Below are 21,310 nucleotides of genomic sequence, written 5' to 3'. Positions count from 1 at the left end.
GTCTCCCCTTTCCCCGCCTCACGGGACGGAATTAAAAAAGGAACATTTGCTCTTCAAAATTACCACAGCGGCAACACCCGGCTGCCCAGGGTCTCTTGAGTTCAGCCCAACTGACTGGCAGCAGATGTCGTTATGAAGGCTCATAACGACCTTAAGTGCCAGTCAGTTGGGCTGATCTTCCAATGCCGCCTAAGCGAGCAGTGAAGGCTTCAGCGTCTGCAACCGGCCGAGGAGGCCGTTGATGAACGCAGGAGATTCGTCGGTGGACATGACCTTGGCCAAGGCAACGGCTTCGCTGACGGCCACGCCGTCCGGGACGTCGTCGTTGTAGAGGAGCTCCCACGCGCCGATCCGCAGGATGATGCGGTCGACCGCGGGCATCCGCTCCAAGGTCCAGCCCTGGGCGTAGGTCTGCAGGAACTCGTCGATGGTGGGCTGCATGGCAACCACGCCTTCCACGATGTCCATCGTGTAAGGGTTGACGACGAGGTCGGTCATTTCCCGGCGGGCCTTCAAGACCTCGAAAGCGGAGGCGGAACGCTGCTCCGCCTCGAACAGTACTTCGAGGGCCCTGTTACGGGCCTTACCACGGGCGCTCACTAGTCGCTGACCCGGCCCAGGTAGCTGCCGTCGCGGGTGTCGACCTTGACCTTGGTGTTGTTCTCAACGAACAGGGGCACCTGGATCTCGTAGCCGGTCTCGAGGGTAGCCGGCTTGGTTCCAGCCGAGGAGCGGTCGCCCTGGAGGCCCGGCTCGGTGTACGTGATTTCGAGGACGACGCTCGGGGGCAGTTCGATGTAAAGCGGAGTGCCCTCGTGGATGGCGATGTTGACCATCTGGTTTTCCAGCATGAAGTTGGTGGCGTCGCCTACCGTGGCGCCGGAGACCGTGATCTGGTCGAAGTCCTGGGTGTCCATGAACACGAAGTCCGCGCCGTCCTGGTACAGGTACTGGTAGTCGCGGCGGTCGACCGTGGCGGTTTCGATCTTGAGGCCGGCGTTGAAGGTCTTGTCGACCACCTTGCCCGACATGACGTTGCGCATCTTCGTGCGCACGAACGCGCCGCCCTTGCCCGGCTTGACGTGCTGGAACTCAATGATGTTCCAGAGCTGGCCCTCGAGCTTCAGCACGGTTCCGTTCTTGATGTCATTTGTGGTTGCCACTAGTATCCTCTGGTTTCTCTCACTGGTTCTAGCTACGCCTCTGGCTTCCAGCCCGACTATGCCAAGCAGGCATGCCTTGACGGCCGCCAGCGCGTATTTATCAAAAATCCAAAGTCCATTCTACCGGCAAAATGCGTCACGCCTTCCGCGCCCTTGTCAGGAGGCGAGCTCGAGGACGTTCCGGGCGCGTTGAAGGGCCACAGCCGAGGAGTAGATCAAGGAAGCGTCAGCCGCCAGGGCGACACGCAGGTCCAGGGCCTTGGTGAACGACTCCGCCGCGGCGACGTGATTGCCCGCCACAAAATAGGCGCGCCCCAGATACTGATGGACGACCGGTTCCTCTGCGGTTCCGTGGACTTCGCCCAGTAGCCGGCGGAAGAGTTCCACGGCCCGGTCGAAGCGGTTGGTGGCGCGGTGCAGTTCGGCTTCGAAGATCCGCAACTTGAACGACTCGGGATCGCTGTAGCGCGCCTCCGCCAACAATTCGGCGGCCTCTCCCGGGTGGCCTTCGAGCATGAGCGCCATGACGCGGTCAGCGGGGTCGCTGGACTCAGCCAGTGCCGACTGCATGACTTCCTCGTTGACGATGGCCGGCAGGAGCGTGTCCGGATTGGTCCGCACTCCTGGAAATCCTCCCGTGGGCCAGTCACTGATAGTGCTGAAGGTCTCGGTGGTCATGATGCGATTTCCTGGTAGGCGGCGAAGAGCAACGAAGTGTCCGGAACGTCGAGGATTCCGGGTTTGGCCACGCCGTCGAGCACGACGAAGCGCAGGAGGTCTCCGCGGGATTTCTTGTCGCGGCGCATGCCGTCGAGCAAGCCTTGCCAGCGGTCCCGGCGGTAGGTGACCGGCAAGCCGAGTCCCTCCAGGATGGTGCGGTGCCTGTCGGCGTCGACGTCGGAAAGCCGGCCGACGCTGCGGGCGAGTTCGGCAGCGAACATCATGCCGACCGAAACCGCTGCACCGTGGCGCCATGAGTAGCGTTCCACGAGTTCGATCGCGTGGCCGAGTGTGTGCCCGTAATTGAGGATTTCACGCAGGCCGGATTCCTTGAGGTCTTCGGAAACCACTTTCGCCTTGACCGCGATGGCGCGTTCGATGAGCTCGCGGAGCACCGCCGAGCCGGGATCGGTGACTTCCTCCGGCTTGTTTTCGACCAGTTCCAGGATGGCGGGATCGGCAATGAAGCCGCACTTGATGACCTCTGCCATTCCGGAGATCAACTCGTTCCTGGGCAACGTCTGGAGCGTGTCCAGGTCCGCAAGGACAGCTGCGGGCGGGTGGAAGGAACCCACCAGGTTCTTGCCTTCAGCCGTGTTGATGCCGGTCTTGCCGCCAACCGACGCGTCCACCATGCCGAGAAGGCTCGTGGGCATGTGGATGACCTTGACGCCTCGCAGCCAGGTGGCGGCGACGAATCCGGCGAGGTCGGTGACCGCGCCGCCGCCGACCGCCACGATCGCGTCGGAGCGGGTGAAGTCGTTCTGGCCAAGCACTTGCCAGCAGAACGCGGCAACCTGGATGTGCTTGCCTTCTTCGGCATCGGGGATCTCGGCGGTGAGGGCGGTGAACCCGGCAGCCTCGAGTTCGGCGCGGACCGTATCGCCCGTGAGGCGCAAGGCACGAGGGTGGATCACGAGAACCCGCCTGACGCGCTCACCCAGCTTCGCGGGAAGGGTCTCCAAGAGGCCGCGCCCGACGACGACGTCGTAGTTCTCGTTGGCGGACTGGCCAGTGACCTTGATGACAGTTGCTTCGTTGCTCACTTTTGCACTTCCTCTTTCAAGGCCGCGTATTCACGCAGTCTTTCCTCCACGTGGAGGGCGATTTCCGCAACGGTTCCGGACCGGACGTCGACGGTGATGTCTGCAAGGCGTTCATAGACAGGACGCCGGGCGGCGAATAGGGCATCCCAGCGGGCCATGGCGTCGCCGGCCAGGAGTGGCCGGCCTGTATTGCGGGCAATGCGCTCAGCGACTGTCTCCGCGTCGCACTCAAGGTAGATCACGGTGCAGCCGCCCAGCAGTTGTTGCGTGCCGGAATCGAGCACTGCGCCTCCACCCAGCGAAACCACCGCGCCGTCGATGTTCGCAGCTTCAACGGCACGTGCCACCGTCCTGGCCTCGATTTCCCGGAAAGCATGTTCTCCACGGCCGGCGAAAATATCCGCGATCGTACCGTGGTGCTCGACGATGACGGAGTCCGTGTCAACGAAGGGCACGCCCAATTGTTGGGCGAGCTGCTGGCCGATGACCGACTTGCCGACGGCCATTGGCCCCACCAAAGCGATCGCGCGCCCGTAAGCGGCGCCCGGACTACAGCGGGCCACTAGTGGCCAACCGAGTCCAGGGTTGCCGGGATGCTGTCCAGGTAACCCCGAAGGTTCCGGGCGGTCTCGGCGACCGAATCACCGCCGAACTTCTCGGCGACGGCCTCGGCCAGCACAAGCGCGACCATGGCCTCGGCAACGACACCCGCCGCTGGAACGGCACAGACGTCGGAGCGTTGGTGGTGGGCCTTGGCGGCCTCGCCCGTGCTGACGTCGATGGTCTTCAACGCACGCGGGACGGTGGCGATGGGTTTCATGGCGGCGCGCACACGCAGGACCTCGCCGATGCTCATGCCACCCTCGATGCCACCGGCACGATTGGTCTTGCGGACGATCCGGCCAGTCTCGTCCTTGACGATTTCATCGTGGGCCGCGGAGCCACGGCGGGCCGCTGTCAGGAAGCCATCGCCGACTTCGACGCCCTTGATCGCCTGGATACCCATCAGGGCAGCAGCAAGGCGTGAGTCGAGGCGACGGTCCCAGTGCACGTAGCTTCCGAGCCCCGGCGGAAGCCCGTAGGCCAGGACTTCGACGACACCGCCGAGGGTCTCGCCTTCCTTGTGTGCCGCGTCAACCTCGGCCACCATCGCGTCGGAGGTCTCCCGATCGAAGCAACGCAAAGGATCGGCATCGAGCGCCAGGACGTCGGACGGCACGGGCAGCGGGCGACCCTCGGGCACGGTCACGCTCGCGATGGAAACGGTGTGGCTCACCAGCTCGATGCCAAGCTGCTTCAGGAATTGCGACGCCACGGTACCCAGGGCAACGCGGGTGGCAGTTTCCCGGGCGCTGGCGCGTTCCAGGACAGGCCGGGCCTCGGGGAATCCGTACTTCTGCATGCCCGTGAAATCCGCATGGCCGGGACGCGGCCGTGTCAACGGCGCATTGCGGGCCTGGTCCGCGAGGAGTGCGGGGTCCACGGGGTCGGCAGACATGATCTGCTCCCATTTGGGCCATTCGGTGTTGCCGATCTGGATCGCGACGGGGCCCCCCTGAGTCACGCCGTGCCTGACGCCGCCAAGGATGCTCACTTCGTCCTGCTCGAACTTCATCCGGGCGCCGCGGCCATAGCCGAGCCGGCGACGCGCCAAGGCGTCGCGTATTTCCTCGCTGGTGAGTTCCACACCGGCGGGGACGCCTTCAACAATTCCGAGCAGTGCCGGGCCATGGGATTCACCGGCAGTCAACCAACGCAACATATATCCAATCCTGCCATGTAAGGCCCTTACTAGACCCGCCGGGGAAGCCCGACTGAGTCACACATCACATCTATGACATCGGCGGTGACGTCGGCACCGGAAAACAAGCGGATTTGCTCAACGGCTTGGTAGAGCAACATCTCCAGCCCCGGAACCACCACCCCACCCCGGGAATGCCACGCTTCGGCGATGCGGCTGGGCCACGGATCGTAGGCGACATCCAGAAGCACACCCCAGGCATCGCCGGGAAACTTGTCATCGCCGGGAAACTTGGCATCGCCGGGAAGCCTGCCGCCGTCGGGAAGCTGTTCGAGCTGCGTTGCGATCCCGTCTGCCGCCCGGGGCGGCAGCGTGGAGATCACCAGGTCGAGTCCGGCAATGCCTTCGGCAGCTTCAGCCAGCGGCCGGAGGTGAATGGAAAGCCCGACGGCGGCCGCCGCGGCTTTCGCCTCGGCGGCCCGTCCGGCGTCGCGCACGAAGACGTCAACGTGTTTCGAACCGAGCTCCCGGAGTGCCGCAATGGCCGCCGCGGATGTCCCGCCTCCGCCAAGGATCGCGGAATCCGGCTGCTCTGTGACTCCTGCGTTCCTGACGGCGTCAACGATGCCGGCCACATCCGTGTTGTGACCGATCCGCCGCACGCCCTGGCCGGTGGCTTCAAACGCGACCGTGTTGATGACGCCCAATTGCGCCCCCGCCCCCCGGACCTCGTCGACTTCGTCCACCATGGCGGTCTTGAGGGGCATCGTGACGGACAAACCGCACCAGTCGTCCCCTGCCTGGAGGCCCGCCATGAAGGCCGGGAGCCGCTCAACGGTCACGTCGATCGCCGAGTACTCGATGTCGAGCCCAAGCTTCGCGTAGGCCGCGCGGTGGAGCGCCGGTGACTTCGAGTGACCGATAGGGTGCCCCAGGACGGCGGCACGTCTACTCACACGCACCGTCCGGCGTTGGCTGCACACCACGCGTTGTATTGGTCAACGTACTTGAGGTGCTCCGCCAAAGTGCTGGAGAACTTGGTTTCCTTGGTGTCCAGGTTGATGGTCACCCAGTAAAGGTAGTTGTTGGCTGTCGGTTTGGCGGCGGCATCGATCGCCGTCTTGCCGGGGGAACCAATGGGACCCACCGGAAGGCCCACGTTGGCGTAGGTGTTGTAGGGGTTGCTCTTGTCGGCCTTCTGGGCATCGGTCAGGTGGAAGGTCTTGGTACCCAGGCCATAGGTAACCGTGGCGTCCGACTGGATGAGGCCGTTCGTCTCGGTGTTGCCCGGTTTGAGCCTGTTGTAGATGGCGCCGGCCACGTTGCCATAATCGGCTTGGCCGCCTTCAGCCTGCACGATGCTGGCCACTGTGATGGTCTGGTACTGCTTGACCGGATCCGTGACACCCTGGGCCTTGAGCTCATCGGTTGTCGACGTGACGAGCTTCTGCAGGATGTCCTTGGCAGAGGTTCCAAGGGGGAAGCGGTACTCCCCCGGTGCCAGGAAGCCCTCCAGGTTCTTCGCCTGGGCGGGAAGGCCAAACTGGCCCGGCGAGTCGCTGAGCGCCTTCAGGTCGGACAACGGGATGCCCGAGCCCTTGGAGATCGCATCAAGTGATTCACCGATGCGCAATCCCGCACTGAGCGCGAAATACATGACCTTGGAAGTGTCCTTGCCGATGAGCACGTTCACCGCATCGGAGTTCTTCATTTCCGTCCGGAAGGTGAAATCACCGGGTGAGAGTTCACCCCCGGCAGCAGTGAAGGCCGCCACGAACGTATCGGCGTCGGCAATGACGTGCTGGCTCTGAAGGTTTGTGGCGACCAGTTTGGGGCCGGAACCCGGCGCTACAGTGATGGTCACCGAGCCGGTACCCGGGCCGGGGTAGTCGCTGACCTTGTCCATCCCGAGCAATGGCTTCAGGAACTGCGCCCCAACGGCTACCGCTGTGACGAAGACCGTGAGGGTGAGCAGGAGAGCAACAAGGCGGCGGCGCCTGCGGACCTTCTTCGAGCGGGCCTTCGGCACAGGAGTCGCAGCCGCCATGAGGTCATGGGCAGGGTGCTCATCATGGACCTCGTAAGCCAACCCGGGATCGTGGTGGTGCTCAAGGCCCTCTTCATGGGCAGGCAGCTCGTGGAACTCGTCAGCGTGCGCGACATCGTAGCCGGCAGCGTCGTCGTGCTCCATGTCGTCAGGGTGCACCATGTCGTAGTGGGCAGCGTCGAACGGCTGCGCCGGGTCTTCGTGCTGCAGTGGGTCTTCGTGCTGCGCTGGGTCTTCGTGCTGCAGGAAGCCTGCATCCGAAGCATCGTGCTGCTGCACGTCCTCGTCCGCTTGAACCGGTTCGCCGTGCGCAGCCGCGCCTTCGGAAGCAGCGGCTTGGTTGGGAACACCGTGGTCGCGGAGGCCAGCGGCATGGGTGGCGGCTTCAGGGGCCGCAGGCGCGTAGTCCGGGACATATGCAGGCTGCGGCTTCGGAACCTCGGCAGGCTCAAAGTGGACAGGCACTGGTGGTGGCAGAACCTCCTGGTTCTGCGTCTCCAGGAAGCGTTCCCTGGCACGGATTTCACGACGAGTCAGAGGCCGGGTACGGTCTTCTGCTGCGTCGTTGGAGGGGTCGTTGTTGACCGGGCTCACAGTTGTCTTCCCCTCGTTGGAGAGTGTGGATCAATGCCGGAGGCCGGAAGCGGCGCACTGGCACCGTCAATGTGTTGGGGTGGCATTGGCGCCTGCACGCGCCTGCCCACATCCGCACCTCTGGCTTTTTGCATGTCGATCGCGTGCTGCAGAATTCCGGCAGCGGCAACCTGATCCACCACTTTACGATGATCTTTGCTGCTCATGCCAGCTTCATGGAGATTGCGGTGGGCCGTCACGGTGCTGAGCCGCTCGTCCACCATGTTGACCGGAACGTCGAGCCCACGGCGCTGCAAGTGGGCTGCGAGCAACTCCGCGTAGTCGCTCGCCATGACGGCGGACGCGTGTTCCTCGCCCTTCATGGTGCGCGGCAACCCGACGAAGACCTGGACGACGCCGAGCTCCGCTACCTGCCGGACAATGACCCCGATGTCGGAATTCTTCTTGGCGTCCCGGCTCACCGTCTTGAACGGCGTCGCCAGGATTCCGTCCGGGTCGCAGATGGCGACTCCCACACGGACGGTGCCGACGTCCACCCCCAGTTTGATGCCCCGGGGGTAGTCGTCGTTGCGCGCAATGGCCTCCAAGATCAGCGCTTGGTTATCGCGTCCACAACGGCCGCAAGGGCCGGTGCGATCTTCGCGGCGTCGGTTCCGCCGCCTTGGGCGACATCGTCCTTGCCACCGCCGCCCCCGCCGAGGATTCCCGCGGCCACGCGGACCAGGGCACCTGCCTTGACGCCGGCTTCGCGCGCAGCCTCGTTGGTGGCCACGATAATTACGGGACGGTCGTTGCTGACACCGGCCACGGCAACCGTGGAGGCGTCGGAGCCGAGCCGGTTGCGCAGGTCCATGGCGAGGCTGCGGAGGTCGTCCGCTCCCCCGACCTGGCCGGCGTCGTGTGCCACTACCCTGACGCCTGCGGCATCCCGGGCCGTGGCGACGAGGTTCCCGGCGGCTGCAGTCAGCTGCTCTTTGCGGAGGCGGTCGAGTTCTTTCTCGGTTGCCTTGAGCTTGGCCAAGGTGCTGGAGATGCGGTCGGCCAACTGGCCCGACGGGACCTTGAGCATCTCCGTGAGCTCGGTGACCAGCGCGCGCTCGGCTGCGAGGTGCCGGAAGGCGTCCAGGCCAACGAAGGCTTCCACGCGGCGGTTTCCCGAACCGACGGACTGTTCGCCGAGCAGCGACAGGCTGCCGATGAGGGAGGTGTTGGCCACGTGGGTGCCACCGCAGAGTTCACGGGACCACGCGCCGTCGATCTCCACAACACGGACTTCGCTGCCGTAGTTCTCGCCGAAGAGGGCCATGGCGCCGAGGGCCTTCGCCTCAGCGAGGCCCATGATCTTGGTGTCCACCCGGAAGTTGTTGCGGATCGCGATGTTCGAGACCTCTTCGATCTCGGACCGCGTGGCGGCGCTCAGCCCCTCGCCCCAGGCGAAGTCGAAGCGCAGGTAACCGGCCTTGTTGAAGGAGCCGCGCTGGGTGGCCTCCGGGCCGAGGATCTGGTGCAAGGCGGCGTGCACGATGTGCGTACCGGTGTGGGCCTGCTCTGCGGCGTGGCGGCGTTCGCGGTCGACGGCGGCGCGCACCAACGCGTCCGAGGCGATCTCGCCTTCGCGGACGATCGCTTTGTGGACGCTCAGGCCCTTCACGGGGCGCTGGACGTCGAGGACCTCGACGACGAAACCGTCACCGGTGATGAGGCCCTTGTCGGCCGACTGCCCGCCGGCCTCCGCGTAAAACGGTGTCTCGTTCAGCACGAGCTCGATTTCGTCGCCCGTCGAAGCGTGGGCAACACGCCGGCCGGAGCTGACGATCCCGCGGACGCGGGCCTCGCCTTCCAGCTCGGTGTAACCGGTGAAGACGGTCTCGCCTTCGGCCAGGAGCTCCTGGAAGGCTGAGACATCGGCGTGTCCGCCTTTCTTGGACTTTGCATCTGCCTGCGCACGCTGGCGCTGTTCGAGCATGAGGCTGCGGAATTCGGCTTCGTCAACCTTCAAGCCGGCTTCCTCGGCCATTTCGAGGGTGAGATCGATCGGGAACCCGTAGGTGTCGTGCAGCGCGAAGGCATCCTCGCCGGACAAGGGCTTTCCGGCAGCCTTGGAGAGCACCACGGCTTCCTCGAGGCGGGCAGTGCCGGAGGCGATGGTACGCAGGAAGGCCTTTTCTTCGGCATAGGCAATGCGGCTGATGCGATCGAAGTCGGTCTCCACCACGGGGTAGACGCCCTTCATGGCGTCGCGGGAAGCCGGCAGCAACTGCGGGAGGCAAGCCTCTTCGACGCCGAGGAGGCGCATGGCACGGACGGCACGGCGGATCAGACGGCGCAGGACGTAGCCGCGGCCCTCGTTGGACGGGGACACGCCGTCGGAGATCAGCATGAGCGCCGAACGGATGTGATCGCCAACAACGCGCATTCGCACGTCGTCCGTGTGGTGCGGGTCGTCGGGAGACTCGGCGGAGGTGTACTCCTTGCCGGACAGGGCCGCGGCCCTGTCGATGACGGGACGGACCTGGTCCGTTTCGTACATGTTTTCAACACCCTGCAGGATCATCGCGAGGCGCTCCATGCCGAGGCCGGTGTCAATGTTCTTCTTGGGCAGCTCGCCAACGATGTCGAAGTCCACCTTCGAGCGGACGTTTTCGATCTGGTACTGCATGAACACGAGGTTCCAGATTTCGACATAGCGGTTTTCGTCCGCGATGGGACCGCCTTCAGCGCCATAGGCCGGGCCGCGGTCGTAGTAGATTTCCGAGCACGGACCGGCAGGACCAGGCTGCCCGGTGGACCAGTAGTTGTCCGCCTTCCCCATCCGCTGGATGCGCGAGGCGGGGATTCCCGTGTTCTTGAGCCACAGATCCTGGGCTTCGTCGTCTTCCTCGTAGACCGTCACCCACAGGCGCTCAACATCGAGACCATAGCCGCCGTCGTCGACGCTCTTCGTGAGCAGTTCGAAGGCGAACTTGATGGCGTCTTCCTTGAAGTAGTCCCCGAAGGAGAAGTTTCCGCACATCTGGAAGAACGTCCCGTGGCGGGCGGTCTTGCCGACTTCCTCGATGTCGCCGGTGCGGATGCACTTCTGCACGCTCGTGGCGCGGTTGAAGGGCGGTTCCTCGCGGGCGGTCAGGTAAGGAATGAACGGAACCATGCCGGCCACAGTGAAGAGAAGGGAAGGGTCGCTGGATACGAGCGACGCTGAGGGAACGGCGGTATGGCCCTTGCTGACAAAAAAGTCCACCCAGCGTTTGGTGATCTCCTGCGACTTCATTAGCTGATTACTTACCCTTCTCAATTCACTGCACATGAGTTTGTGCGCGGTTTTGGCATGTGCCATCGCCGCAGCTTCTAATTCTGCCCTGTTGACGGCCGCTTGAGCGAACCGCGGTGCCTGGCGGCTGCTTAACGGCTCCCTGCGTCGGACTCCGCGATGCCGAGCGCGGCACGGAGGTCGACTTCGCGTTCATTCATTCCGGCGCGCACGGCATCGGCGAAGTCGTAGACGCCGTCAGCCAGTCGCGCTACCGCGCGGTTCAGGCCGTCGGGACCAATACTGGCCTGTGCTTGGGTGGTCTTGCGGAAGGCGATGACTCCGATTGCCACGCCGATCCCCATCCAGACAATTCTTTTCACAGTGTTCCTGACTTACGAACGGATTCAGCGGCTGCGGCGGCCACTGCTCGGCTTGCGGCGGGCCGCAAAAGCCGAGCGCACTCCGTAGCTGAAAGCTGCCACCTTGATGAGCGGCGAACCGACTGTTGCGGCCACCAGCGAGGACAAAGCAGAGATGTTGGCGGAGGCATCGGAAACGTTTGAAGTGATCCCGTCCACCCTTTTCAGCTGCTGGTTGGTGGTGGACACCGTTGCCGTGACCTCGTCCATCAGGGGCGTCGCTCCATCGCTCAAGGAGCGGATGGAGGTGCGGACTTCATCGAAGACGCGCCCGAGTTTGAGGATCGGCACGGCCAACAGCACCACAAGGAGCGCGAAAACTCCGGCCGCGATCAGGCCTGCAATATCGCCACCAGTCATGGACACTCATCTCCTAGCATTTGTTGCGTTGCCGTTGGTGCTCGATCCCGATCGACACGGGTACCCCCGGCGTGGCTTCCCCAAGTACCTTACATACAAAAAAGCCCGCGGCGCGTGCCACGGGCTTCTTTGTAGGTGCTTGCTGGAAATCAGCGAGCGTAGAATTCGACCACGAGCTGCTCTTCGCAGGTCACGGGGACCTCAGAGCGCTTCGGGCGACGAACCAGGCGTGCCTGCAGGGCGTCGATCTTGACGTCCAGGTAAGCCGGAACGGAGTTCAGCACGTGTGCACCGGCAGCTGCAACCTGGAACGGAGCCATGACTTCGCTGCGGCTGTGAACGTGGATGAGCTGGCCTTCAGCAACGCGGAACGACGGGCGGTCCACGCGGATACCGTCAACGAGGATGTGGCGGTGCACAACCAGCTGGCGGGCCTGGGCGATGGTGCGGGCAAAGCCGGCACGCAGCACGAGGGCGTCGAGACGCATTTCGAGCAGTTCGATCAGGTTTTCACCGGTCAGGCCCTTGGTGCGACGTGCTTCTTCGAAGGCACGGGTCATCTGGGCTTCGCGGATGCCGTACTGGGCGCGCAGACGCTGCTTTTCGCGCAGACGTACGGCGTAGTCGGAGTCCTGCTTCTTGCGGGCACGGCCATGCTCACCGGGGCCGTACGGACGGCGCTCCATGTACTTGGCGGCCTTGGGAGTCAGAGCGATGCCGAGTGCACGCGAAAGGCGTGCGGTACGGCGAGCACGAGTGTTGTTAGCCACTTGTGTCCTTCCAATATCTGCGGTGTGTCAGTGTTACTGGCCTCCATGAGGGAGAGCATCGGCCAACCGCTGCCTTTTGCTACGGGGCGCAGGGCACAGCACCAAAACCTTGGTTTTGATGGATTGTGCGCCCGAGCCTTGCCAGACAAGCAACTAGCCTACCATGACGCCTACTTGCCGCGGATGATCCGGCGCAGCCGCTCGAGCCTGGGAGCAATATCCCGTTCCGCACCGTTTGCCGTGGGTTCGTAATAGTCCTTGCCGACCAGGTCATCCGGCGCGTACTGCTGGGTGGCTACGCCGTGCGGGGCATCGTGGGCGTACTTGTAGCCCTGGCCGTGGCCAAGGCCCTTCGCCCCTTGGTAATGCGCATCCCGCAAGTGCGCCGGGATCCCGTTCCCCATCCCCGCACGCACATCGGCGATGGCCTTGTTGATGCCCATATACGCGGCATTCGACTTGGGCGCCGTCGCCAGGTGCACCACGGCCTCGGCAAGGATGATCCGCCCCTCGGGCATGCCGATCAACTGCACTGCCTGGGCTGCGGCGACTGCGGTCTGCAGCGCCGTGGGATCTGCCATGCCGATGTCCTCGGCAGCCGAAATGACGATCCGGCGGGCCACGAAGCGCGGATCCTCGCCGGCTTCGAGCATGCGGGCCAGGTAGTGGAGGGCCGCGTCGACGTCTGAACCGCGGATCGACTTGATGAACGCGCTGGCGACGTCGTAGTGCTGGTCGCCGGCGCGGTCATACCGGACCGCGGCCACGTCCAGTGCCCGCTCCGTGTGGCGGAGTTCGACGACGACCGGAGCCTCCGGGGCCCCGTCGCCGGCCAGCCCGGGCTCTTCGGAAGCGTCGCCGCCGTCGGTGGTGTTCCGGTCTCCGTAGGCGACGCCCGCAGCTGCCTCAAGGGCGGTGAGCGCGCGGCGGGCATCTCCCCCGGACAAGCGGACCAGATGCTCGAGGGCTTCCGGAGTGAGCTCCACTCCGCCGGCCAAGCCGCGTGCATCAGCGACGGCCCGTTGCAGGAGCGCCTCGATGTCGCTGTCAGTGAGCGGTTTGAGGGTGAGCAGGAGTGATCGCGAGAGCAACGGGGAGACTACCGAGAACGAAGGGTTTTCGGTAGTGGCGGCGACCAGGACCACCCAGCGGTTCTCGACGCCCGGAAGCAGTGCGTCCTGCTGGGCTTTGTTGAAGCGGTGGATCTCGTCCAGGAAGAGCACGGTGGTGGTCCGGTAGAGATCCCGGGCAGTCAAAGCGTTTTCCATGACCAGCCGGACATCTTTGACGCCCGCGGTAATGGCGGACAATTCGACGAACTTCCGGCCCGGTCCGCGGGCGATGACGTGTGCCAGAGTTGTCTTCCCCGTGCCCGGGGGTCCCCACAAAATGACCGAGCTCGGACCGGCAGGACCGGCTGCGTCGGCCCCCGCGGCAAGCTGACGCAAGGGGGAACCTTTGCCCAGCAAGTGCTGCTGGCCCACAACGTCGTCGAGCGTCCGGGGCCTCATGCGGACAGCCAAAGGGCTCCGCGGCGACGACGGACGTCCTGTTCTGGAACTGTCCGGATCCGCCGCCTGGCTGCCGGGGTCGTCGTCGTTGTCCGCGCCGGCACCAAAGAGATCTTCCACATGGATAGGCTACTCATGATTCCAGCTAAGGAGACATCGACGTGGAGACCCGGCCATCCGGCCCCAACGAAAAGCAGCAGCCAGGGGCGGGACGCACCGCTTTCATCCCCGGTCCGCGCGTGACCGGTTGGGTGCAGCGCTTCGCCGCGAGCCATGGCGCCGTTGCGGAAGAACCCGACGAAGGCGGTACCCTTCTGCGGGCGGCTGACGGCGCCACCGCGCTATTGAAGGCCCCCTGGCCTGTCGATGGCAGGCCCGGCAAGGGAACCACCACGGTTGAGCGCCTGGCGTCGCTTGCTTCACAGGAACGGCGGCTCGGTATCGTCCTGGTGCGCCGAGGCGGCTACGCGGTGGGCGTCGTGAGCGGCGGCAAAGTGTCTGCGTCCAAGTCGGGGTCCCGTTACGTCCAGTCACGCTCCGCGGCAGGCGGATCCTCGCAGCAACGCTTTGCCCGGCGGCGCGAGAACCAAGCCAACGCGCTAACGGAGGCCGTGGCCGGATATGCCGCCGGCGTGTTCGCCGGACACAGTATCGAATACCTGGTCCTGGGCGGAGACGCCGCGCTGTCCGCGGCAGTCCTGGAGGAAACGGCGCTGAAAGGATACGCATCGCGGACAAGGCTCGCGTTCCTGGCGGTCGCCGATCCCAATGCGACGGTGCTGCGCCGTGCCGCGGCGGATGCGTGCGCGGTGCGGATACAGGTCACTGATCCGCCGTAGCGGACCGCAGCGCCACTAGCAGCCCGACAACGCCCGTTGCGGGCGCGCCTGCCGGTAGAGATACCTGCCGCGCTCCGTGAATCCGGCGCCCTCGTACAGAGCCTGGGCAGCGGTATTCGAGGCCATCGCGAGCAGCCAGAACTCTGACACGCCTCGGTGACTGCCAGCCGTCAGAAGGGCGTCAAGCACCTGGCGCCCGAAGCCCCGCCGACGGTGTCCGGCCGCGGTTGCCATGCAGTAGATGCCTCCCCTACCGTCCACCAAGGCAAGGCGTCCGACGGCGGCCGGGACGCCGTCGTCGTCCGTCACGAGGGCGTAGACCGAGGGGCAAGACACAAGGATCTTCCGGGCGATCTCCAGCTCGGCGTCGCCGCCGCGCCCGTCGACGGACCACCACAGCCGCAGCCACTCTTCGGACGGCTCCTCGGAGATCTCGACGTCGTTCGGCAGGTCACCGCGGGGAGCGCCGGGAGGTGTGTCAGCCGCGCGGACCATGATGAGGGTCTCGGATTGCCGGGTGAATCGCTGCGCATCGAGCACAGCGTTGAGGCCCGCGCTCCGCTCGTCGTCGAAGACCTGGAAGATCAGCGGCAGGCGCCGGGAGGTATACCACAGCGAGGCGGCCCGTACGGCAGACTCGTGGTCAACGGCCTCTTCCCTCGGCCAGACCGAGTTGGCCCGCTGGGTGACACCACCGGCCGCACGCATGACCCATCCTCCGGTGTCCTCACGATCCGGGGCCGGCCAAGCCTGGTCCATCAGCGCTTCGATCAATGCCAGGCTCATCTCCTGCGCCACGCGTACTCCTCGAAATCAATCGCCGTCATGGTACGCCGGAGGCCCCCGCGATATGCGGGGGCCTCCGGGCTACTTCTGCGGTGTCCTGCTACTCCGGCTTGGCTGCCGGAGCTGCCTGGGCCTTGGCTTCAGGCTTGAAGTCAACTCCGGCTTCCTTGCGCTGCTGCGCCGTGATGGGCGCGGGAGCAGCGGTCAGGGGGTCGTAGCCGCCGCCGGACTTCGGGAACGCGATGACGTCGCGGATCGAGTCGACGCCGGCCAGCAGGGCCACCACGCGGTCCCAGCCGAAGGCCATGCCGCCGTGCGGAGGTGCGCCGTACTTGAAGCCCTCCAGCAGGAAGCCGAACTTGGTCTGCGCGTCTTCCTTGTCCAGGCCCATGAGCTCGAAAACGCGCTCCTGCACGTCGCTCTCGTGGATACGGATGGACCCGCCGCCGATTTCATTGCCGTTGCACACGATGTCGTAGGCGTAGGACAGGGCCGCTTCCGGGTCCTTGTCGAAGGAGTCCAGGAACTCGGGCTTCGGGGAGGTGAAGGCGTGATGCAGGGCCGTCCACTGTCCGCCACCCACCGCGACGTCACCCGAGGCGACTGCTGCGGCTGCAGGTTCGAACATCGGCGCGTCGACGATCCAGACGAATGCCCAGTCCTTGGGATCGATCAGGCCGGTGCGGTGGCCGATCTCGACTCGGGCAGCTCCCAGCAGAGCGCGGGACGGGGACTTCTCGCCAGCGGCGAAGAAGATGCAGTCGCCGGGCTTGGCGCCCACAGCGTCAGCCAGGCCGGCCCGCTCGGTGTCCGTGAGGTTCTTGGCAACGGGACCCGTGAGTTCGCCATCTTCCTTGAACAGCACGTACGCGAGGCCCTTGGCCCCGCGCTGCTTTGCCCATTCCTGCCAGGCGTCCAGCGCCCGGCGGGCCTGCGAGGCTCCGCCGGGCATGACGACGGCGCCGACGTACGGTGCCTTGAAGACACCGAAATTCGTGTCCTTGAAGAACTCCGTCAACTCGGTGAGTTCCAGGCCGAAGCGCAGGTCCGGCTTGTCCGAGCCGTACTTGGCCATGGCCTCGTGGTAGGTCATGCGGCGGATCGGCGTCGGGATTTCGACGTCGATCAGCTGCCACAGTGCCTTGACGATCCGTTCGCCAAGCTCGATGATGTCGTCCTGGTCAACGAAGCTGGCCTCGATGTCGAGCTGCGTGAATTCCGGCTGGCGGTCCGCACGGAAGTCCTCGTCGCGGTAGCAACGGGCGATCTGGTAGTACTTTTCGAAACCACCAACCTGGAGCAGCTGCTTGAAAAGCTGCGGCGACTGCGGAAGCGCGTACCAGGAACCCGGTGCCAGACGCGCCGGAACAACGAAGTCGCGGGCGCCTTCCGGCGTCGAACGCGTCAACGTGGGAGTTTCGATCTCCACGTAACCCTGCTGGTGAAGCAGTTCACGGGCCACGCGGTTCGCTTCGGAGCGCAGCCGCAGGTTGTGGGCGGGGCCGGGGCGGCGCAGGTCGAGGTAGCGGTGCTTGAGCCGTGCTTCCTCGCCGACCTCAACGTGCTCGTCAATCTGGAACGGAAGGGGATCCGAAGTGTTGAGAATCACGACCTTCTCGGCGATGACCTCGATCTCACCCGTGGCGAGGGCCGGGTTCTCGTTGCCCTCGGGACGCTTGCTCACGGTGCCCACGATCTGCAGCACGTATTCATTGCGCAGGCCGTGGAAGACCTCTTCCTCGCGGACAACCACCTGGGCGACACCGGACGCATCACGCAGATCGACGAAGGCCACGCCACCGTGATCTCGGCGGCGGCCTACCCAGCCTGCCAGGGTGACGGTCTGTCCAATGTGCTCGGAACGCAAGGATCCGAGGTCATGTGTGCGCAGCACAGCATTCCTTTCAACATGATTTACAGGATCATGACAAAACGATCCCGTTCGAGTTTACCCGTACGGATGATGCACGGCCCCACCAGGCCAGGCCGGTTCCCGGCGACATTGGCCGGGATAACGCCCCTGGGGCGCCGGTGCGTGTTTAGCGCGTGGTGATGCGGACGTGGAGATCCTCGGGCGACGGCTCCCAGCTGGCCGGATCCGCGTCGACTTGCTCACCGGTGCGGATGTCCTTCACTTGGTGCTTGCCGTCGTCGTCGGTGAACCAGACGAAGGGAATGCCGCGTCGATCGGCGAATTTGATCTGCTTGCCGAACTTCTCTGCCTTCGCCGCAACTTCGGTTGCGATCCCCCGCCCGCGCAGCTGCGCCGCGACGTCCTGGGCGGCAGACCAGCTGTCGTCGTTGTTCAAGGCCACGAGCACGGCCGTGGGCACCGAGCGCGACGCCGTCGCGAAGTCCTGGCTGAGGATGCGGGAGACGAGGCGGGTCACCCCGATCGAGAGGCCGACGCCGGGAAACTTGCGGTTGCCCTTGCTGGCAAGGGCGTCGTAGCGGCCTCCGGAGCAAATGGAACCGAGCTGCTCGTGGCCCACCAGGACGGTTTCGACGACGGTGCCGGTGTAGTAGTCGAGGCCCCGGGCGATGCTGAGGTCGGCAACAACCTTCCCGGGGGCACGCTGCACGGCGGCCTCGATGACTTGTTCCAGCTCACTGAGGCCCTCTTCAAGAAGCTCGTCCGAGACGCCAAGCGCCCGGACCTGGCCGACGAAGGACGTGTCTTCGGTGCGGATGCCTGCAAGCTTCAGCGCGAGTGCCGCCTGCTCATCCGTGGCGCCAAGCTCATTCCTGAGCAATTCGGCAACTTTCGCTTCGCCGATCTTCTCAAGCTTGTCGATGCTGCGAAGGACGCCGGCAGTGTCCATGAGGCCGATGCCGCGGTAGAAGCCCTCCGCCAGCTTGCGGTTGTTGATGCGCAAACGGAAGTCCGGGATGGGGAGGGCGCTCAGCGCTTCCGCAATCACGAGGGCAATCTCGACGTCGTAGCGGAACGGCAACTCGCCGTCGCCCACCACGTCGATGTCCGCCTGCGTGAACTCGCGGGCGCGGCCTTCCTGGGGACGTTCTCCCCGCCATACCTTCTGGATCTGGTAGCGGCGGAACGGGAAGGCAAGGTAGCCGGCGTTCTCGACGACGTAGCGGGCAAACGGCACCGTGAGGTCGAAGTGGAGGGCCAGGGCATGGGGATCTGCCTTGTCGGACTTTCCGCCCTCGCCGGCGGCGTCTTCGTCTTCCTGCAGGCGACTGAGTCCGTACACCTCTTTGTCGATCTCGCCCTTGCGGAGGAGCTGGCCCACCGTTTCCACAGCGCGGGTCTCGATGGAAGAGAAGCCATGGAGTTCGAACGTCTTGCGCAACGTGTCCAGCACGTGCAGTTCCACCAACCGCTCCTGGGGAAGCCACTCGGGGAATCCGGACAGGGAGGCGGTACGAGCCATGGTGGAATTTTCTCCTCAACGATTGCGCGGGCCGGACCGCCGCCACGAACCACGGCCGATTCGGCTTAGCTTGGGCGGGCGTCCAGCCAGTCATGCATAAACTATGTGCGGCAGCCAGTTTATGCTTTCGGCGCCTGCACATCTAATGCGGGCACCACGGTCTGGCTTGCTTGCGATGGAAGCTTGTCCAGACAACCAGGAGGACCTTTGTCTACAAGGCCGCGGGACAACCGTGAAGCCAAACGGCGCATCAGGCAGATGGAAGCCAAGCGCGAGCTTCGGCGTGCACAGGGCAAGCGCCGCCGCAGGGACAACGTGATCGCCGTCGGCGTGGGTGCCGCCGCCTTGATTGCCGCCGTCGTGCTCCAACTCACGGTGTTCAACTCGAACCCGAGCGAGTCGGAGTTCGCCGCGGCGCAGGCCGGACTGAGTTCGCCGTCGGCCTCAGCCTCGGCGAGCCCTTCCGCTTCCGCCGCCGCGACAGGCTCGAACAGTGTCGGCATTCCCAAACCGGACACCGCTGCAGGGAAGACTTTCGTCGGCCAGCTCAGCCTCAACGGAGGCGCCGTCGGCGTCGAACTGGATGGTGCGACGGCTCCCCAGGCCGCGGCCGTGTTCAAATCGCTGACTGATGCGAGCTACTACAGCGGGCTCAAGTGCCCTCGACTGACCACCGCTGACAACTTCGCGGTGCTGCAGTGCGGAGCCAAGGGCGCGGACACCACCGATGACCCCAACTTCCACTGGGGACCGCTGGAGAACACCCCCGCCAACAACACCTACCCGGCCGGAACCATCGCCGTCGCCAGGACGGGCAATAACGCCTACGGCAACGGGCACCAGTTCTTCATCGTGTACAAGGACACGGTCATTCCCCCGGATTCCGCCGGCGGGTACACGGTGGTGGGCAAGGTGACGAGCGGCATGGATGTCGTGACGAAGATTGCCCAAGCAGGTATTAATCCGGGGAGCAGCGCCACCGACGGCGCCCCTGTGGCACCTGTCACGATAGACTCGTTTTCTCTGAAGTAACCAGCCAGGGCCACGGTCCACGGCGCATTACCTTAGTAATCCCTCCAAGCGAAAGACTTTTAGCGGTGACAGACAGTCAGAAATCCGACGAAACTGCAGTAGTGGCCAACGAAGAAGAGACTCAGGCGCCGGCGGCCGGGCAAACGGGCGTCGAATCAGCCGCCCCGGCAGACGACGCGGCCGAGTCCGCGACGAAGCCTGCTTCTCCGGCACCACGTCCTGCCCCCTCGCATGCGCCTTCTCCGGCGGCATTTGCTGCCCGCCCGAAAGCCTCGCCCAGCGTGATTCCGGCCGCGCCGGCGGCCCAGCCTACGGCTGTGTCCCTCGCGGAAGCCGCCAAGTGGGGGCGAGCCGAGGGTGATGGCCACGTCTTCCTGACCATCGACGGCGAAGAGCAGCCGGTGGGACAGTACCCGGGAGTGAGCACCGACGAGGCGCTGGGTTACTTCGCCCGGAAGTACGACGACGTCGTGGCGCAGATCGTTTTGATGGAACACCGCGTGGAGTCCAAGGCCCCCGCAACCGACATGCAGAAGACGGTCGAGCACCTGCGCGAGCAGCTTGCCGAGCGGAACATGGTGGGCGACATTCGCACCGCGGAAGCCCGTCTCGATGCCCTGGCCGGACAGATTTCCGAGTTGGAGAAGTCAGAGAAGGCCGCGCACGACGCTGCCCGCTCCGCGGAACTCGCGGCACGCGAGGCGATCGTTGCCGAGGCCGAATCCATCGCGTCCCAGGATCCGTCCCAGGTGCAGTGGAAGACGTCGAGCGCCCGCATGAACGAACTCTTCGAGAGCTGGAAGACAGCCCAGAAGAACGGCATCCGGCTTGGCCGGAGCAATGAGGACGCCCTGTGGAAGCGGTTCCGCTCGGCGCGTACCGTCTTCGACCGCCACCGCCGCGCCTACTTCTCCCAGTTGGACAGCACCAACTCGGCCGCGAAGGTCGCCAAGGAACAGCTGATCGTCGAGGCCGAAGCCCTCTCCAGCTCCACGGACTGGGGTTTCGCGGCCGGCGAATACCGCCGCCTCATGGATCAGTGGAAGGCAACTCCCCGCGCAAGCCGCAAGGACGATGACGCCCTCTGGCTCCGTTTCCGCGCAGCCCAGGACGTCTTCTTCAGCAACCGCCAGGCTGCCAACGACGAGATCGACCAGCAATACACTGCCAACCTTTCCGTCAAGGAAGAGCTCATCGTCGAGGCCCAGGCCCTGCTGCCGATCACGGACCTCAACGCTGCCAAGAAGGCCTTGCAGTCCATCCGTGACCGCTGGGAAGAAGCCGGAAAGGTCCCCCGCGCCGACATGGGCAGGATCGAAGCCGGCCTGCGCAAGGTCGAGGACGCCGTCCGCGACGCCGAAGAGGACAAGTGGCGCCGGAGCAATCCGGAGACCAAAGCACGCACCAACAGTGCCCTGTCACAACTTGAGGCAGCCATCGCCGGCCTCAAGGAAGACTTGGAAAAGGCCGAAAAGGCCGGAGACCAGCGCCGCATCAAGAACGCCCGTGAGGCCCTTGAGGCCCGCGAGGCTTGGCTGGACCAGATCCAGCGTTCAGCGAGCGACCTCGCCTAGTAGTACAGCTTGATCCAACAGGCTCCGTCCCGGTTATCCACATAGCCGGGACGGGGCCTGTTC

20 protein-coding genes are annotated in these 21,310 nt (G+C 64.9%); 3 read left to right on the top strand and 17 right to left on the bottom strand.

Going from position 1 to position 21,310, the window contains the following annotated elements; all coding sequences use genetic code 11:
- Positions 1 to 189: 189 nt before the first annotated feature.
- The 14 genes from nusB to BMF89_RS20985 form a co-directional block, all read right to left on the bottom strand.
- Positions 190 to 600, bottom strand: a complete 411-nt coding sequence (nusB, locus tag BMF89_RS21050; RefSeq protein WP_078108995.1) for a transcription antitermination factor NusB — start codon at positions 598 to 600, stop codon at positions 190 to 192.
- Entirely contained in the window at positions 600 to 1,163 is a 564-nt protein-coding gene (efp, locus tag BMF89_RS21045; protein WP_078108994.1) for an elongation factor P, read from the bottom strand. The genes nusB and efp overlap by 1 nt, the downstream gene beginning before the upstream one ends.
- A gap of 156 nt (positions 1,164 to 1,319) precedes the next feature.
- Positions 1,320 to 1,841, bottom strand: coding sequence for a tetratricopeptide repeat protein (locus tag BMF89_RS21040; RefSeq protein WP_078108993.1), 522 nt, complete (start codon positions 1,839 to 1,841; stop codon positions 1,320 to 1,322).
- A complete protein-coding gene (aroB, locus tag BMF89_RS21035; RefSeq protein WP_078108992.1) occupies positions 1,838 to 2,929 on the bottom strand; it encodes a 3-dehydroquinate synthase in 1,092 nt (363 codons plus the stop codon). Before aroB ends, BMF89_RS21040 begins: the two co-directional genes overlap by 4 nt.
- Positions 2,926 to 3,492, bottom strand: coding sequence for a shikimate kinase (locus BMF89_RS21030; protein ID WP_290439685.1), 567 nt, complete (start codon positions 3,490 to 3,492; stop codon positions 2,926 to 2,928). The genes aroB and BMF89_RS21030 overlap by 4 nt, the downstream gene beginning before the upstream one ends.
- Positions 3,492 to 4,691, bottom strand: coding sequence for a chorismate synthase (gene aroC, locus BMF89_RS21025; RefSeq protein ID WP_078108990.1), 1,200 nt, complete (start codon positions 4,689 to 4,691; stop codon positions 3,492 to 3,494). Before aroC ends, BMF89_RS21030 begins: the two co-directional genes overlap by 1 nt.
- Positions 4,692 to 4,720: 29 nt before the next feature.
- Positions 4,721 to 5,626 carry a shikimate dehydrogenase gene (locus BMF89_RS21020; RefSeq protein WP_078108989.1) on the bottom strand — a complete coding sequence of 302 codons (906 nt, stop codon included), beginning with the start codon at positions 5,624 to 5,626 and terminating at the stop codon, positions 4,721 to 4,723.
- On the bottom strand, positions 5,623 to 7,311 hold the full coding sequence (gene mltG / locus BMF89_RS21015) for an endolytic transglycosylase MltG (protein ID WP_078108988.1): 1,689 nt from the start codon (positions 7,309 to 7,311) through the stop codon (positions 5,623 to 5,625). Before mltG ends, BMF89_RS21020 begins: the two co-directional genes overlap by 4 nt.
- Positions 7,308 to 7,898, bottom strand: a complete 591-nt coding sequence (gene ruvX / locus BMF89_RS21010) for a Holliday junction resolvase RuvX (protein ID WP_139359771.1) — start codon at positions 7,896 to 7,898, stop codon at positions 7,308 to 7,310. The genes mltG and ruvX overlap by 4 nt, the downstream gene beginning before the upstream one ends.
- 2 nt (positions 7,899 to 7,900) lie before the next feature.
- Positions 7,901 to 10,579, bottom strand: a complete 2,679-nt coding sequence (gene alaS / locus BMF89_RS21005) for an alanine--tRNA ligase (protein WP_078108986.1) — start codon at positions 10,577 to 10,579, stop codon at positions 7,901 to 7,903.
- A gap of 131 nt (positions 10,580 to 10,710) precedes the next feature.
- Complete coding sequence (locus tag BMF89_RS21000) at positions 10,711 to 10,923, bottom strand: hypothetical protein (protein WP_078108985.1); 213 nt, start codon at positions 10,921 to 10,923, stop codon at positions 10,711 to 10,713.
- 42 nt (positions 10,924 to 10,965) lie between these two features.
- Positions 10,966 to 11,340, bottom strand: coding sequence for a DUF948 domain-containing protein (locus BMF89_RS20995; protein WP_078108984.1), 375 nt, complete (start codon positions 11,338 to 11,340; stop codon positions 10,966 to 10,968).
- Between the two features lie 149 nt (positions 11,341 to 11,489).
- Complete coding sequence (rpsD, locus tag BMF89_RS20990) at positions 11,490 to 12,110, bottom strand: 30S ribosomal protein S4 (RefSeq protein WP_078108983.1); 621 nt, start codon at positions 12,108 to 12,110, stop codon at positions 11,490 to 11,492.
- 170 nt (positions 12,111 to 12,280) lie between these two features.
- Complete coding sequence (locus tag BMF89_RS20985; protein WP_078108982.1) at positions 12,281 to 13,741, bottom strand: replication-associated recombination protein A; 1,461 nt, start codon at positions 13,739 to 13,741, stop codon at positions 12,281 to 12,283.
- Positions 13,742 to 13,782: 41 nt separating this feature from the next.
- Between BMF89_RS20985 and BMF89_RS20980 the strand changes: the two genes are divergently transcribed.
- The gene (locus tag BMF89_RS20980; RefSeq protein WP_078108981.1) at positions 13,783 to 14,460 is read left to right on the top strand and encodes an acVLRF1 family peptidyl-tRNA hydrolase; all 678 of its coding nucleotides are present in this window, start codon (positions 13,783 to 13,785) and stop codon (positions 14,458 to 14,460) included.
- A gap of 15 nt (positions 14,461 to 14,475) precedes the next feature.
- Here BMF89_RS20980 and BMF89_RS20975 read toward each other — a convergent pair whose 3' ends face one another.
- From BMF89_RS20975 to hisS, 3 genes are all read right to left on the bottom strand, one after another.
- A complete protein-coding gene (locus tag BMF89_RS20975; RefSeq protein WP_078109014.1) occupies positions 14,476 to 15,246 on the bottom strand; it encodes a GNAT family N-acetyltransferase in 771 nt (256 codons plus the stop codon).
- A 100-nt stretch (positions 15,247 to 15,346) separates the two neighbouring features.
- Positions 15,347 to 17,140, bottom strand: a complete 1,794-nt coding sequence (gene aspS, locus BMF89_RS20970) for an aspartate--tRNA ligase (RefSeq protein ID WP_078108980.1) — start codon at positions 17,138 to 17,140, stop codon at positions 15,347 to 15,349.
- 145 nt (positions 17,141 to 17,285) lie between these two features.
- Positions 17,286 to 18,641, bottom strand: coding sequence for a histidine--tRNA ligase (gene hisS, locus BMF89_RS20965; RefSeq protein WP_078108979.1), 1,356 nt, complete (start codon positions 18,639 to 18,641; stop codon positions 17,286 to 17,288).
- 207 nt (positions 18,642 to 18,848) lie between these two features.
- Between hisS and BMF89_RS20960 the strand changes: the two genes are divergently transcribed.
- A complete protein-coding gene (locus BMF89_RS20960; protein WP_078108978.1) occupies positions 18,849 to 19,673 on the top strand; it encodes a peptidylprolyl isomerase in 825 nt (274 codons plus the stop codon).
- A gap of 65 nt (positions 19,674 to 19,738) precedes the next feature.
- Positions 19,739 to 21,247: a DUF349 domain-containing protein gene (locus BMF89_RS20955; protein WP_078108977.1), complete on the top strand. Its 1,509-nt coding sequence runs from the start codon at positions 19,739 to 19,741 to the stop codon at positions 21,245 to 21,247.
- The last annotated feature ends 63 nt before the right edge of the window (positions 21,248 to 21,310 follow it).

It is taken from the genome of Arthrobacter sp. SRS-W-1-2016 (genome assembly GCF_002009585.1).
Lineage (GTDB): Bacteria > Actinomycetota > Actinomycetes > Actinomycetales > Micrococcaceae > Arthrobacter > Arthrobacter bambusae_A.
This window is presented reverse-complemented; position numbering and strand designations above follow the sequence as displayed.